The 15,982-nt window shown below is 64.8% G+C and carries 11 protein-coding genes; 8 read left to right on the top strand and 3 right to left on the bottom strand.

From position 1 onward, the window contains the following. The first annotated feature begins 13 nt into the window (after positions 1–13). From ACQUSY_RS08380 to ACQUSY_RS08360, 5 genes are all read left to right on the top strand, one after another. Complete coding sequence (locus ACQUSY_RS08380; RefSeq protein WP_428904036.1) at positions 14–970, top strand: EamA family transporter; 957 nt, start codon at positions 14–16, stop codon at positions 968–970. Between the two features lie 101 nt (positions 971–1,071). After that, complete coding sequence (locus ACQUSY_RS08375; RefSeq protein ID WP_428904035.1) at positions 1,072–1,737, top strand: GntR family transcriptional regulator; 666 nt, start codon at positions 1,072–1,074, stop codon at positions 1,735–1,737. Positions 1,738–1,747: 10 nt separating this feature from the next. Continuing rightward, on the top strand, positions 1,748–3,271 hold the full coding sequence (locus ACQUSY_RS08370) for an MmgE/PrpD family protein (protein ID WP_428904034.1): 1,524 nt from the start codon (positions 1,748–1,750) through the stop codon (positions 3,269–3,271). 20 nt (positions 3,272–3,291) lie between these two features. Next, the gene (gene prpB, locus ACQUSY_RS08365; RefSeq protein ID WP_428904033.1) at positions 3,292–4,191 is read left to right on the top strand and encodes a methylisocitrate lyase; all 900 of its coding nucleotides are present in this window, start codon (positions 3,292–3,294) and stop codon (positions 4,189–4,191) included. 18 nt (positions 4,192–4,209) lie between these two features. Beyond that, entirely contained in the window at positions 4,210–5,391 is a 1,182-nt protein-coding gene (locus ACQUSY_RS08360; RefSeq protein WP_428904032.1) for a bifunctional 2-methylcitrate synthase/citrate synthase, read from the top strand. A gap of 77 nt (positions 5,392–5,468) precedes the next feature. On the opposite strand, the gene ACQUSY_RS08355 is transcribed toward ACQUSY_RS08360, so the two are convergent. From ACQUSY_RS08355 to ACQUSY_RS08345, 3 genes are all read right to left on the bottom strand, one after another. Then, positions 5,469–8,954, bottom strand: coding sequence for a choice-of-anchor I family protein (locus tag ACQUSY_RS08355; protein WP_428904031.1), 3,486 nt, complete (start codon positions 8,952–8,954; stop codon positions 5,469–5,471). 154 nt (positions 8,955–9,108) lie between these two features. After that, on the bottom strand, positions 9,109–11,526 hold the full coding sequence (gene pepN, locus ACQUSY_RS08350) for an aminopeptidase N (RefSeq protein ID WP_428904030.1): 2,418 nt from the start codon (positions 11,524–11,526) through the stop codon (positions 9,109–9,111). An 18-nt stretch (positions 11,527–11,544) separates the two neighbouring features. Then, entirely contained in the window at positions 11,545–12,204 is a 660-nt protein-coding gene (locus ACQUSY_RS08345; RefSeq protein ID WP_428904029.1) for a hypothetical protein, read from the bottom strand. Positions 12,205–12,382: 178 nt separating this feature from the next. Here ACQUSY_RS08345 and ACQUSY_RS08340 point away from each other — a divergent pair, with 178 nt between their 5' ends. From ACQUSY_RS08340 to mmsB, 3 genes are read left to right on the top strand one after another with little or no spacing between them, the layout of a single operon-like run. Beyond that, entirely contained in the window at positions 12,383–13,882 is a 1,500-nt protein-coding gene (locus ACQUSY_RS08340) for a CoA-acylating methylmalonate-semialdehyde dehydrogenase (RefSeq protein ID WP_428904028.1), read from the top strand. Between the two features lie 7 nt (positions 13,883–13,889). Continuing rightward, complete coding sequence (locus tag ACQUSY_RS08335) at positions 13,890–15,041, top strand: acyl-CoA dehydrogenase family protein (RefSeq protein ID WP_428904027.1); 1,152 nt, start codon at positions 13,890–13,892, stop codon at positions 15,039–15,041. 49 nt (positions 15,042–15,090) lie between these two features. Further along, complete coding sequence (gene mmsB, locus ACQUSY_RS08330; protein ID WP_428904026.1) at positions 15,091–15,981, top strand: 3-hydroxyisobutyrate dehydrogenase; 891 nt, start codon at positions 15,091–15,093, stop codon at positions 15,979–15,981. Position 15,982 lies beyond the last annotated feature (1 nt).

Below are 15,982 nucleotides of genomic sequence, written 5' to 3'. Positions count from 1 at the left end.
ATAACGTCAGACAGTGACCGGACCCCTCCTCATCCCTGCACCCACGCCGAAGAAGAGCCACACGCGGCTGGGCTTGGTGCTGGCTATTGCCACGGCGTTGAGCTTCGGAACGTCGGGAGCACTCGCCAAGGGATTCATCGACGCGGGATGGACGCCCGGATCCGTCGTGCTCGCCCGCATCTGGATCGCGGCCATCGCCCTCGCGATCCCGACGATCATCGCGATGCGCGGCAAGTGGTCGGTGATGCGCAAGGCCTGGCCGATCGTGCTGCTCTACGGTGCCCTCGCGGTCGCCGCGACGCAGCTGTTCTACTTCCAAGCCGTCGTCACGATCGACGTCGGCATCGCACTGCTGATCGAATACACCGCCCCCGTCCTCGTGATCGTGTGGGTGTGGGTGCGCTCTCGAGTGCGTCCGTCGGGTGCGACGTTCATCGGAGCAGCCATCGCCCTCCTCGGCCTCGCCGTGATGCTGAACGTCTTCAGTGGCGTCACGGCAGATCCGGTCGGTGTGCTGTGGGCCCTCGGCGCCATGGTCGGTGCCGCGGCGTACTTCATCCTGTCGGCACGACAAGACACCGGGCTTCCGCCGATCGCGCTCGCCGGCTTCGGCCTCTTCGTCGGCGGCACCGGCCTCGGCTTGGCTGGGCTGGTCGGAATCCTGCCCCTCAATTTGTCCACCGACCTTGTCACGTATGTCTTTGGTTCCGTGCCGTTCTGGATTCCGCTGCTCGCGCTCGGTCTCGTGTCGGCCGCGCTCGCCTACGCGCTCGGCATCATCTCCACGCGCATGCTGGGCTCACGGCTCGCATCCTTCGTCGCGCTCAGCGAGGTCGTCGCCGCTGTGCTGTACGGCTGGCTCCTCGTCGGCCAGGTGCCAGGGCTCTTCGAGATCATCGGCGGCGTGCTCGTGCTCGTGGGTGTCGTCATCGTCAAGCTCGGCGAAAAAGAGGTTGACGCGCTCGCGTAAGCGGGGAGAGGGGCCTTATGTATACGCTAACGCCCAGAACCTCTCCCTCTGGCTTGTGATTGCCGGTTTTTTGTATACACTAGCAATCACAAGGAGGTGCCATGCGGGCGAGTGATCGTGCATATGAAACGCTTCTCGGCGAGATTCAATCCGGCGAGTTGGCACCCGGTGCTGTGCTCGGTGAAGTCGAGCAGGCCGCACGCCTCGGCGTGAGCCGAACCCCACTCCGCGAAGCCATTGGCCGCCTCGCCGCTGACGGTCTCGTCGCTCAGCAGTCACCACGCGTCACCGTCGTCACCGACATTGACGCCGACGACATCCGCGAACTCTTCGAAGTGCGCCGCGCACTCGAAGAAACCGCCGCACGCCTCGCCGCCCACCGCGGCGACCACGAAACGTTCGCGGCACTCGCGACGGCATTCGGTCACACCCACATTGAGGGTGCCGAAGGGCTCGACGACTACTACGCCGTTATCGCCCGCTTTGACGAACGCATTGACGCGGCCGTCAACAACGACTACCTCACCGCAGCCCTCCGCATGATCCGTACGCACCTCGTGCGTGTGCGCCGTCTCGCGCGTGACAACCCGGCACGACTCGTGCAGTCGATCGCCGAACACCGCCTCATTGCTTCGGCAATCGCCTCAGGCGACGCCGACCTCGCAGCGCACGCCACCCACGTGCACCTGCACAACGCCTTAACAAACATCTTGGCTGCTCTCCCGGAGCCTGCTCCGGTCGGTGCCGCCAAAACCCTCCAGAAGTAAAGGAAGAAACATGACTGTTCAGCACCACGTGCGCGTCTACAAGAGCGCAGAAGACCTGCCCCGCGAAGAGCAGCTTGCTTGGAAGATCGCTCAGGTCGCCGTTGACCCGGTTGAGGTTGAAGCCGACGTCATCGACATGATCATCAACCGTGTGATCGACAACGCTTCGGTCGCCGCAGCATCGCTGGCCCGTGGCCCGATCGTCTCGGCTCGCTCGCAGGCCCTCGACCACCCCGTATCGCGCGGCGGCGAAGGTGCCAGCATCTTCGGCCTTGACGAAGAGCGCACCAGCCCCGAGTGGGCAGCATGGGCAAACGGCGTTGCCGTTCGCGAGCTCGACTACCACGACACGTTCCTGGCAGCCGAGTACTCGCACCCGGGCGACAACATCCCGCCGATCCTCGCCGTTGCACAGCACAGTGGCAAGGATGGCCGCGCGCTCGTTCGCGGTATCGCAACCGGTTACGAGATCCAGATGGACCTCGTGCGCGGCATCAGCCTGCACAAGCACAAGATCGACCACGTCGCTCACATCGGCCCGTCGGCATCGGCCGGTATCGGCACGCTCCTCGGCCTCGACGCCGAGACGATCTACCAGGCAGTAGGCCAGGGTCTGCACACCACGACCGCTACGCGCCAGTCGCGTAAGGGTGAAATCTCGACGTGGAAGGCACACGCCCCCGCATTCGCCGGCAAGATGGCCGTCGAGGCTGTCGACCGCGCCATGCGCGGCCAGACGTCGCCCAGCCCCATCTACGAAGGTGAAGACGGAGTCATCGCCTGGATGCTGGACGGCCCCGACGCTTCCTACACGGTTCCGCTGCCCGCCGCAGGCGAAGCAAAGCGCGCGATCCTCGACTCCTACACCAAGGAGCACTCGGCTGAGTACCAGGCACAGGCGTGGATCGACCTCGCTCGCAAGCTCGGCAACGAGAACCCGGCACTGCGCGACCCCGCAAACATCGCGTCGATCGTGCTGCACACGAGCCACCACACGCACTACGTGATCGGCTCGGGCGCAAACGACCCGCAGAAGTACGACCCCACCGCATCGCGTGAGACCCTGGACCACTCGATCCCCTACATCTTCGCGGTTGCACTGCAGGATGGCACGTGGCACCACGTTGACTCCTACGCTCCCGAGCGTGCGGGTCGTGCTGACACGGTTGAACTGTGGAACAAGATCACCACGGCAGAAGACACTGAGTGGACGCGCCGCTACCACTCGGAAGACCCCGACGAGAAGGCCTTCGGCGGCCGCGTGGAGATCACGCTGACCGACGGCTCGACCGTTGTCGACGAGATCGCCGTTGCTGACGCTCACCCGCTCGGCGCCCGTCCGTTCGCTCGCGCTGACTACATCCGCAAGTTCCGCATCCTCGCGGAGCCGGTTCTTGAGGCTGCTGAGATCGAGCGCTTCCTCGACCTCGCTGAGCGTCTGCCCGAGCTCACCATTGACGAGGTTCGCCAGCTCAACATCGTTGCCAAGCCGGGTCTGCTCAGCGGCATCGAGTCGCCGCGCGGTCTGTTCTAAGCCGGAACGGAGAAAAGCACATGCTGTACTCACAGGTTCCCGCAGCGGAGAAGCGTCGCCTTTTCCGTGAGCGGCTGAACTCCGGCGAGCTGCTGCGTTTCCCGGGTGCCTTCAACCCGCTTTCTGCTCGACTCATCGAGCAGAAGGGCTTCGAAGGTGTCTACATTTCGGGTGCCGTGCTGTCGGCAGACCTCGGGCTCCCCGACATCGGCCTGACGACGCTCACTGAGGTCGCTGGCCGCGGCAAGCAGATCGCTCGCATGACCGACCTGCCGACCATCATCGACGCCGACACCGGCTTCGGTGAGCCGATGAACGTCGCTCGCACCATCCAGGAGATGGAAGACGCGGGCCTCGGCGGCATGCACATCGAAGACCAGATCAACCCGAAGCGTTGCGGTCACCTCGATGGTAAGGCCGTCGTTGACGAAGACACCGCGCTCAAGCGCATCCGTGCTGCTGTCGACGCCCGCCGTGACGAGAACTTCCTCATCATGGCGCGCACCGACATTGCAGCGGTTGACGGTCTGCAGGCGGCAATCGACCGTGCCAAGGCACTCGTCGACGCCGGTGCTGACGCAATCTTCCCGGAGGCCATGCACAGCCTCGAGCACTTCGAAGCTGTCGTGAACGCTGTCGATGTTCCGGTTCTCGCGAACATGACGGAGTTCGGCAAGAGCGACCTGTTCTCCACGCAGCAGCTGGCTGATGTCGGTATTCGTATCGTCATTTGGCCGGTTTCGATGCTGCGCATCTCGATGGGTGCGACCGGTCGCGCCCTGGACGAGCTCAACAACGTTGGTCACCTGAGTGGCAAGCTGGGCGAGATGCAGCACCGTGCTGACCTGTACGACCTCATCGACTACGAGGCGTACAACCACTTCGACACCAGCGTGTTCAACTTCCGGGTTGAGCGGTAAGCCAAGAAGGAGTTACTCATGACGGAAGTTGATATCAAGAAGGGTCTCGCAGGCGTCATCGTTGACGTCACGGGCGTCTCCAAGGTCAACCCGGAAACCAACAGCCTGCTCTACCGCGGTTACCCCGTGCAGGAGCTGGCCGCAACGCAGCCGTTCGAGGCTGTCGCGCACCTGCTGTGGACCGGAAACCTGCCGACCGACGCCGAGCTCGCTGAGCTTCGTGCGACGGAGCGTCGCTACCGTGCCCTCGCCCCCGAGGTGAAGGCCGCGATCGACATCCTGCCGATGAGCGCACACCCGATGGATGAGGTCCGCACCGCGGTCAGCGTCATCGGCGCCCTCGACGCGACGGGTGACGTGATGGACGCTGCCGGAATCCCGGAGCAGAACCAAGAGCGTTCGATTCGTCTGTGGGCACAGCTGCCGGCCATCGTGGCCTACGGTCAGCGTCGCCGCCGTGGTGAAGAGCTTGTCGCCCCGCGCGATGACCTCGACTACTCGGCGAACTTCCTGTGGATGACGTTCGGCGAAGAGCAGGACGAGGTCGTCGTTGACGCCTTCAACCGCTCGATGACGCTGTACGCAGAGCACTCGTTCAACGCCTCGACGTTCACGTCTCGCGTGATCGCGTCGACGCTGAGCGACCTGTACTCGGCTGTCACCGGTGCCATCGGCGCCCTGAAGGGCCCGCTGCACGGTGGTGCCAACGAGGCCGTCCTGCACATCTTCAACGACATCGGCACCGCAGAGAACGTGAAGCCGTGGCTGGACGAGGCTCTCGGCGCGAAGCGCAAGATCATGGGCTTCGGTCACCGCGTTTACAAGCGTGGCGACTCGCGTGTTCCCACGATGAAGGCAGCTCTCGACACGCTCGTGGCACACTACAACCGCCCCGACGTCGCCGAGCTTTACGACGCACTCGAGAGCGAGTTCGTGAGCCGCAAGGGTATCTACCCGAACCTCGACTACCCGTCGGGTCCGGCGTACAACCTGATCGGTTTCGACACGCTCACGTTCACGCCGCTGTTCGTGGCTGCTCGCGTCACCGGCTGGACCGCGCACATCATGGAGCAGCTTGCGTCCAACGCGCTGATCCGCCCGCTGTCGGAGTACGTCGGCCCCGACGAGCGTCACATCGACGGCTACGTTGCCACCGAAGCTGAGATCGCTGCTGCCAACCGTGAGGCTGAAGCAGAGTAAGTAGCTGAAGAGCTGACAAGCAAAAGAGCTGCCCCGACCGTGATTGGTCGGGGCAGCTCTTTTGTGTTGAGTTCGAATTAGCTTTCGACCCGGCGTCGGCGCAGTGCCACCATCAGCAGACCGCCCGCGACGAGCACCGAAGCACCCAGCATGACGGCGTACGGGGCTTCGCTACCGGTGTTCGCGAGGTTGTTCGAGCCGGTCGAACCGCCCGTGGTTCCGGAGCCAGCAGAGCCGTCGGAACCAGTGGAACCGTCGCTGGGGTCGCTGGGCTCAGGAGTCGGTTCTGACGTGGGCTCGGGCGTCGGTGTCGGCGTCGGCTCGGGCGTCGGCTCGGTCACCGCAAGCGTCGCGCGTCCCAACGGGGCCGGATCAACGACCGGGTGCGCGGCGAAGTACGCGACCGTTGCGCTGAGGTCAGCCTGGCCGGCGTCAGCACGGTTCGTGCCTGCGGCAAACGTCGTGAAGTTGTCGCCACCACCCGCGAGGAACGAGTTCGCCGCCACCGTGTAGTTCGCTGCCGGATCAACGGCCACACCGTTCAGCGTCATCGACACGATGTGCTCACCGCGCGGGGCCTCCTCAACATACGTGTAGCTGAATCCCTCCGAAACACCGAGGTGAAGCTTCGGACGAGACGCGCCCTCGGGCTGCCACTGCTCCTCAAGCACGCTCTTGACCTGCGCGCCCGTGAGCGTCATCGTCGTGATCGTATTGGCGAACGGCTGCACGCTGGCAACGTCACGGTAGGTGACGGCACCATCAGTGCCGTAGTGCAGATCCGCGCGCAGACCACCCGGGTTCATGAATGCGATGTCGGCCACAGCAGGCGCGGCGGGCGCGGGGGTCGTTGCCATGCGCGAGAGTGTCGCAGCACCCTGGCCCGACGTTGCCCACAGCGTCACGTCGGCGATGAGGTTACCCATCGACGACTCCACACCGCGATCGGAACCATTGGTTCCGCCGCGCAGGATGTCTGCACTAATCGCGCCAACCGTCACGTTGCCCTTTTCCTCGGCGAGCTCGGCGGCGTCAGCCACGATGGCTGAGACCTCGTCGTCGGCGGGGTACAGGGCGGCACCGTCGGCGGTCAGCGGGAGCAGAGCGCCCGTGATCGAGACGAGTTTCTTCGATTCCGAGTCGACCGTGACCGAGATCTGGCCGAGCGTCGTGCCGTACTGGTGTGCCTGAATCACCGGGCGCGCGTTGCCCGCGGGGTCGTCGACCTCGCACGAATACGCCTGGTGGGTGTGACCCGAAATGATCGCATCGATATCGGCGGAGGCGCCGTTCACAAGCTGACCGTAGGTCGTTGACGTGTCACTGAGGTCGGCGCAGCTCGCGGTCGCCTGACCGTTGTGCGTGAGCAACACGATGACGTCGGCCGCATCGGCGGCAACAAGCTCGCCGGCGACACGGTTGGCGGCCTCGAGCTCGTCGCCGAACGTGACGTCAGCAACACCGGTCGGTGAAACCATTGCCTGCGTCTCAGCCGTGACCGTGCCGATGAATGCGACGCGCACACCGTCGACAACGCTGATGCTGTACTCGTCGAGCGCAGGCTCGCCCGTGGCGCGGTCGTACACGTTCGCGCCGAGCGCGTACTGCGAGCCACCGAAACGCGGAACAACGCGATTCACGAGGTCATCCATACCCTGGTCGAACTCGTGGTTGCCGACGGTCGATGCGACGAGGCCCGATGCGACCAGTGCGTCGATCGTGGGGTTGTCATCATCGATGAACGACGTGAAGGTCGACGCGCCGATGTTGTCGCCGGCTGAGACGAACAGCGTGTTCGGGTTTTCTGCGGTCAGCTGTGAAACAGCGCCGGCAACGACAGCCGCGCCGGGCTCGCCACTGCCCAGGTTCGGCTCAATGCGACCGTGGAAGTCGTTCACGTTCAGAATCTGCACCTCGGTGAGTCCATCATCAATCGCAAACAGTGTCGTGGTTCCGCTTACCTCATTCGCGACGGCAAGCAGTGGCTCGCCCGTTGGCGATGCATCTGCGGGAATGAACGTGACACCCTCGGCGCCCAGGTCGCCGGCGGCTGACAGATCAGTCTCGGGGTCTGCCGAGAAGTCGCGGTTGTTAACGTAGGTGACGAAGGTCGCGTTGGTGGGCATGGTGATGTCATAGACGACGATGCCGCCGACGCGCTCGAGGCCCACGAAGGCGTAGGTGCGGTCGCCGACGGTGCCGACCGTGACGCTCTCCGGCTCGGGGCCCTTGTCGTCACTACGGCCTTCGGAGTTCGCCTCGGTGTGGTTGGAGTTCGCGAAGTCACCGGCCGCTTCAGCGGTCAGCGCTTCGAGCGCGCTGCCCGAGTCAAACACGAGCGTGCCGTCGGTCGTGAAGATCGAGAACGAGCGGCCGCCGAACGCGTATAGCTCGTCGTAGCAACCGGCCTCGGCGTTAAAGCCGAGTTCACGCGTGACGTTGAGGCGACCGAGCTCAGCGTTGCCGGTCAGGCCATCGAAGTTGGCGCAGGCGGGGCCGTAGCCGTCATCGGCCAGATCCTTGACGCGTGACGGCTCGGCGTAGTCGCCCCACTCACGGGCGTCACCCTCGTTTGCAGTGACGAGGTACGTGGTTCCGTTCGCCTGGTACGACGCGATGCCGTCCGGCATGTAGACGCCAAACAGGTTGTCGTACGTGCGCTGTTCGAAGCGGTCGTCCTTGTCGGACGGGTCGAGCGCGTTCCCCGGCAGGGAGTGATCCTTGTAGCCGAGCGCCACGATGTCGGTCACGGTCGCGCTCGCGAGGTCGACCGTTGCGATCGCGTTGGCCTCCTGAAGCGTGACGTACGCGGTGCCGCCGTCGATCGTGACGTACTCGGGCTCGAGGTTGCGGCTCACCGGGAAGTCAGCCTCCGGCGTTGGGCCGAAAACGCGCACGCCCGCGGGCAGAATGTTGCCCTCGAATGCGTGGAAGTCAGCGATGCGCACGTCGTTCTGTGCGGCTGCGGCAACGGTTGCCGGCAGGGCAACGACCGCGACAGAACCTTCCGGGTCGCGGGAGAAGTCGTCGGCAGGCTCGCCCTCATTCGCAACGACAGCCGTGGTTCCGTCAGCCGACAACGCCACCATGTCGGGCAGTGCGCCCACCGTCACCGCGCCGAGCACCGCCGGGGTGTCAGCGTTGGCGTCGAAGAACAGCAGCGTGCCCGGGTCGGTCTTGACCGGCGCCTCGAAAGCGATCACGCCGAGGCCATCGGCGCGCACCGCCACCGAGTTCGCGATGCCCGCGCCCTCGATCGAGAACAGTTCGGTCATAGCGGCGGGGGTCGTGGCATCGAGCACTGAGACGGAACCAGCTTGTGCGTTGACGACGAAAAGGCGGCCGTTGTAGGCGGCGACGATCTCCGCCGCAGACGAGTCGAACTCGCCCGTCTCAAACGTGCCGATCGGGGTGAGGGTAATGCTGGGGTCGGGTGTTGAGAGCACCACGGGGTCGGCCACGATAGCGGCGGTCGCGGGCAGCGGCGCGGTGAGCACAAGCGTGCACGCCACGGCCGTTACCGCGACGGTTCCCGCGGCACGGCGGAGGGGTCGCGAAAGCATGGAGTGTTCCTGATCTGTCGGAGATTCGCGGCATGCTGAAGGCACGCGCAGGACTCCTCCACCGTCGACGGTCAGGGTGTCGCCCGCGTAAACAGAGCGGAAACGGTGCCGAAAGGTTCGGCGCTACTCTTCGGCTGGGACTACGCAGGCTCGGCTACGCCGTCGCGGCGCGCATCTGCTCCAAGTCATCCAGGTGGTCGTTGAAACCACGCAGTGCCACGGTGGGCACGTCGGTTTCGACGACCGCGCGCAGTTCGCTGACGACGGCGGCGGAACCATCGGGCAGCGGAATCGACGGCAGCGCGCGTCCGATGAGCTGGCCCATGGCCTGGCCCTGCGTGCGAGCGAAGGCGGCGAACTCACGCGGTGCGCGCGCGGCGTATTCGGCGACAAGCGCACCCTGCTCGATGCCCCAGAAGCCGTCGGCCATCGCGCTGAACTCGCGGTTCGACAGCGTTCCGCTCGTCAGTCGTGCCCACGCCTCAGCCTTGGCTTCGGGCGTCGGCAGGGCGGCGGTCGAGCGTAGCGCAGCGTGAGCGCCGGCCGTTGTGCGGTCACGCTCGGCCTCGGCGGCGATCGCGGCGCCCTGGCCGAGCTCGGCGAGGCGCGTGACGTACATCCAGCGCACCGCCGGGTCGGTTGCGGCGTCGAGGCGCTGCATCAGCTCAACCGCGTCGCTTGCGGAGTGCGCGAAGATGCGCTCGGCGGCTGCGTGCAGGTGGGTCTTGGGGGAGTCGAGCACGATGCGCGCAAGCTCCGCGAGCAGGTCAAGGTGGGTGCCGACCGTGTCAACCGAGCTGTAAGTTGCGGCCATGCGCAGGGCCAGGCCGATCGCGCCTTCGAACACGGTGGCGTCGTCTTCGTCGACCAGTTGGGTGCGGGCAAGCGCAATGAGGCTCTCGATTGAACGCGTGCCGCGCTGCACGGTGGCAACGGCGGTTGCCCACAGCAGGCCGCGCGTGAGCGAACGTTCGATGCGACTGAGGGCTGCGTCGAGAACGGCCTTCGACTGGTCGTCAAGGTCGAGTGCCGCGTAGGTTTCGTCAAGCGCGTTGGGCAACACCGCGAGGCCCGCGAACGCCTCGAGGCGTACGGGCTCGGAAGCGAGATCAACGATTTCTTCGCGCACGACGGAACCATTGGTTCCGTAGCCGACAACGGTGAAGCGGTGCGGGCGGCTGCCGGTGCGCGTCAGCACCGGAACATCGCCGTCACGCGTCACCGTGATGGTGTCAAAGCCGGTCGTGCGCAGCCACGCTTCGGCCCACGACCGCACGTCGCGGTCGGTCGCGCCGTCGAGGGCATCGAGGAAGTCGGCGAGCGTTGCCGTGCCGAACGGGTGCGCCGACAGGTGCGTGTTGACGCCGCGAATGAAGTCTTCTTCACCGAGCCAGGTCACGAGCTGACGCAATACCGCGTTGCCCTTCGCGTACGTGATCATGTCGAAGTTGGCGAATGCGGTGTCGACGTCGACGAGGTTTTCAGCGTCTTCGGCAATGCGGTGCGTTGAGCGACGCGAGTCAGCCGAGTAGGCGCTGAGTTTGCGGCCGAGGGCCGCGGCCGTCCACGTGTCGGTGCCGGTCGCCCGGCCCGACACTTCGTAGCCCATGTAGTCGGCGAACGACTCATTGAGCCACGTGTCTTCCCACCACGCCATCGTGACGAGGTCGCCGAACCACATGTGCGCCGTTTCGTGCGCGATGACCGAGCTCATCGCGTGACGCTGCATCGCGGTCGGTTCGCCCGGCGTGAGGTACTCGTCGCGGAAGGCCACGCAGCCCGGAAACTCCATCGCGCCCCAGTTGAGGCCCGGCGTGAATACCTGCTGGTAGTCGGCGAACGGGTAGGGCTCGTCGAACGTCGACGTGTAGTGCGCGAACGCACGCGACGTCACAAACTTGAGGTTCTCAAAGTCGCGCTCGAGCGCTTCAGCCTGCGAAGCGCGGGCGTGCCACCCGAACGGCAGCGTGCCACCCTCGGCGAGGGCGTACGGCTCATCCCACGTCTTCGAAACGTACGGGCCGCCACACACGAAGAAGATGTAGGTCGAGAAGCGCGGCGTCGGGTGGAAGAACCACGTGTCGTCCTCACGGCGGTCGAAAAGGCCGTTCGCAAGCACCGTCCAGTGGCTTGGCGCCGTCACCGACACCGTGAACGACGTCTTGATGTCGGGCTGGTCAAAGCAGGGGATGACGCGCTGCGCAATGTCCATCGCGGTGAAGCCGCTGACGTAGCGCTCATCGTCGGCAGGGTCGATAACGACCGTCATACCGTCGCCATCGGTGACATACGGCATACGAGCGCGCATGGTCACGGAGTTGTCAGCCGCCAACCCGCTCAACGTAATGCGCTTGCCGTCGTACTGCCACGTGGTTCCGTCAGCCGTCTCAACGACGATGTCGCTCGCGTCGGTCAACTCGAGAAAGCTTGAGGCGCCCGGGGTTTGGCACGCAAACGTGATCGTCGCGGTCAGATCGTAGCGGTCAGTAGGGGTGAGGTCGAGGTGGACGACAGTGTCCACATCAGAAATTAGAGCGGAACGGGTACGGGCATCGGTGAGCGTGAGAGACACCCTTCGACCGTACTCTGTTTACGCGGGATCCTTGCGGGCGCGGCGCACGATCGCGGTGACGATGATGATGACGACGATGCCGCCGAGCACGCCGTACACCGCCGTGACGGGCACGGGCGGTTCAATCTGCGAGGCGCCCGGGGTGCCGGGGGTGGCGGAACCAGCGGGCTCGGTTTCGTCGCCGGGTAGCGTCGGCTGTTCGGTACCCGGGTTTGTCGCGGTGGGTGCCGGTTGGGTCGGGTCGACGATGGGGGCATCACCCGCGATGACCGTGATCGGAATGACGATGGGTTCGAACTCATCGGTCGCGATCGTGAGGTTATGCACGCCCACCGGGAAGTCGGCGGGAATCACAACCGCGAAGCCGGTGTCGCCGTAGTGGTCGGCGGCGGGGATATCCGGAACCACGATGGCGCCGTCGCCGAGGGTCGCGGTAATGACGCGGCCGGTGAGGAGGTCGGAGACCGTGACCTGCAGCGTCTGGCCCTGCGCGATCTCGCCGTTACCGAAGTAAACCTCCGCCCAGTCGTACACCTCGGTGGGCTTGATGACTGATGACACGGTCGACACTTCGGTGGCGCTCGCGGCAGGCGCGGTGGCGACAGGCGCGAGCACGAGCACGGCAGAAAGCCCGAGCACTGCGGCGAGCGAGCGGCGGCGTAAGGCGAAGCGAGTCATGCGAGCTTTCCGACGAGAGTGGGCCGCGGTGTACGGCTTGTGTAATCCAGAATGCCAGACCTGCCTGAAATTGTGACTGGTGGGCCCCGGTGACGAGCCGGAAGGGGGTATTCCTTTTACTAGGACATCCATGTAATCTGAGCACTGTGCCAACGAGGGCACAGACAGGGGTGTCATATTGGTACGTCAAATCCCGCATTTTGTAGGCGGAAAGCGCACTGAAGGAACATCGGGCCGATACGCCGATGTGTTCGATCCATCCACCGGAGAAGTCCAGGCGCACGTCGCCCTGGCAAGCACCGCCGAGGTCTCCGCCGCCATCGACACCGCCGAACAGGCGCAGGTGAATTGGGCGGCAACCAACCCGCAGGTGCGCGCCCGCGTCATGATGAAGTTCGTCGAACTCATCGCCCGCGATCGCGACGAACTGGCACGTCTGCTCGCGAGCGAACACGGCAAAACCTTCGACGACGCGAAGGGCGACATTCAGCGCGGTGTCGAGGTCATCGAGTTCTGTATCGGGGCTCCGCACCTGCTGAAGGGCGAATACACGGTCGGTGCCGGCACCGGCATCGACGTCTACTCGATGCGCCAAGCACTCGGCGTAGTCGCTGCGATCACCCCGTTCAACTTCCCCGCCATGATTCCGCTGTGGAAGATCGGCCCCGCACTTGCCTGTGGCAACGCGGTCATCCTCAAGCCGTCGGAACGCGACCCCTCGGTTCCGCTTCGCCTTGCCGAGCTCTTCCAAGAAGCAGGGCTCCCCGACGGTGTTCTCAACGTCATCAACGGCGACAAAGAGGCAGTCGATGCGATCCTCAACGACGACCGCATTCAGGCGGTCGGCTTCGTCGGCTCGACGCCCATCGCGCAATACATCTACTCAACCGCGACGGCGAACGGCAAGCGGGCACAGTGCTTCGGCGGCGCGAAGAACCACATGATTGTGATGCCCGACGCCGACCTCGACCAGGTCGCCGACGCTCTCATCGGCGCGGGCTACGGTTCCGCCGGCGAACGATGCATGGCGATTTCGGTCGCCGTGCCGGTGGGTGAAGAGACAGCCAACGCGCTGTCATCGAAGCTCGCCGAACGCGTCGCTCACCTGAAGATCGGCCCCTGGAACACCGAGGGCGTCGACTACGGCCCCCTCGTCACGCGCGAGGCCGTCGACCGGGTCAGTGGCTACATCCAACAGGGTGTTGACGAGGGCGCAATGCTGCTCGCCGATGGCCGTGGTTTCGTTGTCGATGACTTTGAAAATGGCTTCTACCTCGGCCCGACGCTGTTCGACCACGTCACCGCCGAGATGGCGATCTACCGCGAAGAGGTCTTCGGCCCGGTGCTCGTGATCGCTCGCGCCGGAAGCTACGAAGAAGCGCTCGCGATGGCCACCGACCACGAATACGGCAACGGCGTCGCGATCTTCACGCGCGACGGCGACACTGCCCGCGACTTCACGACGCGCGTGCAGGTGGGCATGGTCGGTGTGAACGTGCCGATTCCGGTGCCGATCGCGTATCACACGTTCGGCGGCTGGAAGAAGAGTGGCTTCGGCGACCTCAACCAGCACGGGCCCGACTCCTTCCGCTTCTACACCAAGACCAAGACGATCACGAGTCGTTGGCCGTCGGGCATCAAAGAAGGTGCCAGCTTCGTCATTCCCACAATGAATTGAGACACCCATGAGTATGACCACCACGACCGAGGAAGAGCTCTCGGCCATTCTCGACGCGGTGCGTGACTTCGCCGCTTCCGAGCTGGCACCGCACGCCGCCGAGTGGGACGAGCACGGAACCTTCCCTCGCGACACGCTGCGCCGTGCCGGAGAGCTGGGGCTGGGTGGCATTTACGTTGCCGAAGACGTCGGAGGCGCGGCCTTCAGCCGTTCCGACGCCGCCGCAATCTTCGAAGCACTCGCGTACGCCGACCCAACCGTCACCGCCTACATGACCATTCACAACATGGTCGGCTGGATGATCGACACATTCGGCAACGACGCGCAGCGCCACGAGTGGCTGCCGCAGCTCACGTCGATGAGTATCTTTGGTGCGTATTGCTTGACGGAACCAGGGGCTGGTTCTGATGCTGCGGCAATTACGACGTCAGCAATTCGCGCGGGCGACGAATACGTGCTGACGGGCGTCAAACAGTTCATTTCGGGTGCCGGCGAGGCCGGCGTGTACGTCGTTATGGCGCGCACCGGCGAACCGGGCGCTCGGGGCATCACGGCCTTCTTGGTTCCGGCCGACTCCACGGGCCTCAGCTTCGGCACCAACGAAAAGAAGATGGGCTGGAAGGCGCAGCCGACCCGCCAAGTGATCATGGACGAAGTGCGCGTGCCCGCATCGAACGTCTTGGGCGAAGTGGGCGGCGGATTCAAGATTGCGATGCGCGCCCTCAACGGCGGCCGCATCAATATCGCTGCGTGCTCCCTGGGCGGTGCAGCGTGGGCACTCGACAAGGCGGCCTCGTATGTGAAGGAGCGCTTCACGTTTGGCGAGCCGCTCGCCGCGCGCTCGACCGTGCAGTTCACACTCGCCGACATGGCGACCGAACTGCGCGCCGCTCGCGCGCTGGTACGGGAGGCGGCGCGCGCCATTGATGATGGTTCCGCCGATGCCGCCATGCTGTGCGCGATGGCAAAGCGCTTCGCGACAGATACCGGATTCAAGGTCGCCAACGACGCCCTCCAATTGCACGGCGGCTACGGGTACCTTTCGGAGTACGGCATCGAAAAGGTCGTGCGCGATCTGCGCGTGCACCAGATTCTGGAAGGCACGAACGAGATCATGCGCGTCATCATCGGACGCGAAGTGCTCGAGGGTAAGCGGTAAGAATTTTCGGTCGAGCGATGGGGCTCGGCTATGACGTGAGGAGAATCGCATGACAAACATTGCATTCCTGGGGCTCGGTCACATGGGACTACCCATGGCGATCAATCTGCACAAAGCGGGCCACACCATTTCTGCTTTTGACCTGGTTCCGGCCGCCATCGACGCGGCGCGTGCTGCTGGCCTGACGGTTGCCGAGTCCGGGGTTGCGGCATTGCCCGGCGCAGAGGTCGTCATCACGATGTTCCCGAGCGGCAAGCACGTGATCGATGCGTACTCTGGACCCGACGGATTGCTCGCGAATGCGGCACCGAACACGCTGTTCATCGACTGCTCGACGATTTCGGTGGCTGAGGCACAAGAGGCGCACAACCTGGCGGCTACCGCCGGGCACCGCAGCCTCGATGCGCCGGTATCGGGTGGCGTCGTTGGCGCGGAGAACGGAACCTTGGCTTTCATGATCGGCGGAGCAGACGAAGTCGTCGCGGCGGCTCGCGAGCTCTTCGAGATCATGGGCGCACGCGTCGTGCACTGCGGTGGCGACGGGCTCGGTCAGGCCGCGAAGGTGTGCAACAACATGATTCTCGCGATCAGCCAGATCGCGGTGTCTGAGGCTTTCGTGTTGGGGGAGCGCCTGGGCCTCACGCACAACGCGCTGTTCGACGTCGCCGCGCACGCCTCCGGGCAGTGCTGGGCGCTCACGACGAACTGCCCCGTTCCGGGGCCGGTGCCGACGAGCCCCGCAAACCGTGAGTACCAGCCCGGTTTTGCCGGATCGTTGATGGCAAAAGATCTCGGGCTCGCGCTCGCGGCGATCGAAGCGACCGGTGTCGACGCTCAATTGGGCCGTCACGCACAGCAGATGTATGCCGAATTTGCCGCTGGCGACGGCGCGCACCAGGATTTCTCTGGCATCATCAACACCATCCGCACGAAAGGCTGAC

Source organism: Microbacterium daqui (assembly GCF_050408675.1).
Taxonomy (GTDB): domain Bacteria; phylum Actinomycetota; class Actinomycetes; order Actinomycetales; family Microbacteriaceae; genus Microbacterium.
This window is presented reverse-complemented; position numbering and strand designations above follow the sequence as displayed.

Bases quoted from the DNA above. Each gene is read 5' to 3' on its own strand.
- ACQUSY_RS08360 (WP_428904032.1), top strand. From the start codon at position 4,210: ATGACGGAAGTTGATATCAAGAAGGGTCTCGCAGGCGTCATCGTTGAC.
- ACQUSY_RS08375 (WP_428904035.1), top strand. From the start codon at position 1,072: ATGCGGGCGAGTGATCGTGCATATGAAACGCTTCTCGGCGAGATTCAA.
- mmsB (WP_428904026.1), top strand. From the start codon at position 15,091: ATGACAAACATTGCATTCCTGGGGCTCGGTCACATGGGACTACCCATG.
- ACQUSY_RS08335 (WP_428904027.1), top strand. From the start codon at position 13,890: ATGAGTATGACCACCACGACCGAGGAAGAGCTCTCGGCCATTCTCGAC.
- ACQUSY_RS08345 (WP_428904029.1), bottom strand. From the start codon at position 12,204: ATGACTCGCTTCGCCTTACGCCGCCGCTCGCTCGCCGCAGTGCTCGGG.
- ACQUSY_RS08370 (WP_428904034.1), top strand. From the start codon at position 1,748: ATGACTGTTCAGCACCACGTGCGCGTCTACAAGAGCGCAGAAGACCTG.
- ACQUSY_RS08355 (WP_428904031.1), bottom strand. From the start codon at position 8,954: ATGCTTTCGCGACCCCTCCGCCGTGCCGCGGGAACCGTCGCGGTAACG.
- prpB (WP_428904033.1), top strand. From the start codon at position 3,292: ATGCTGTACTCACAGGTTCCCGCAGCGGAGAAGCGTCGCCTTTTCCGT.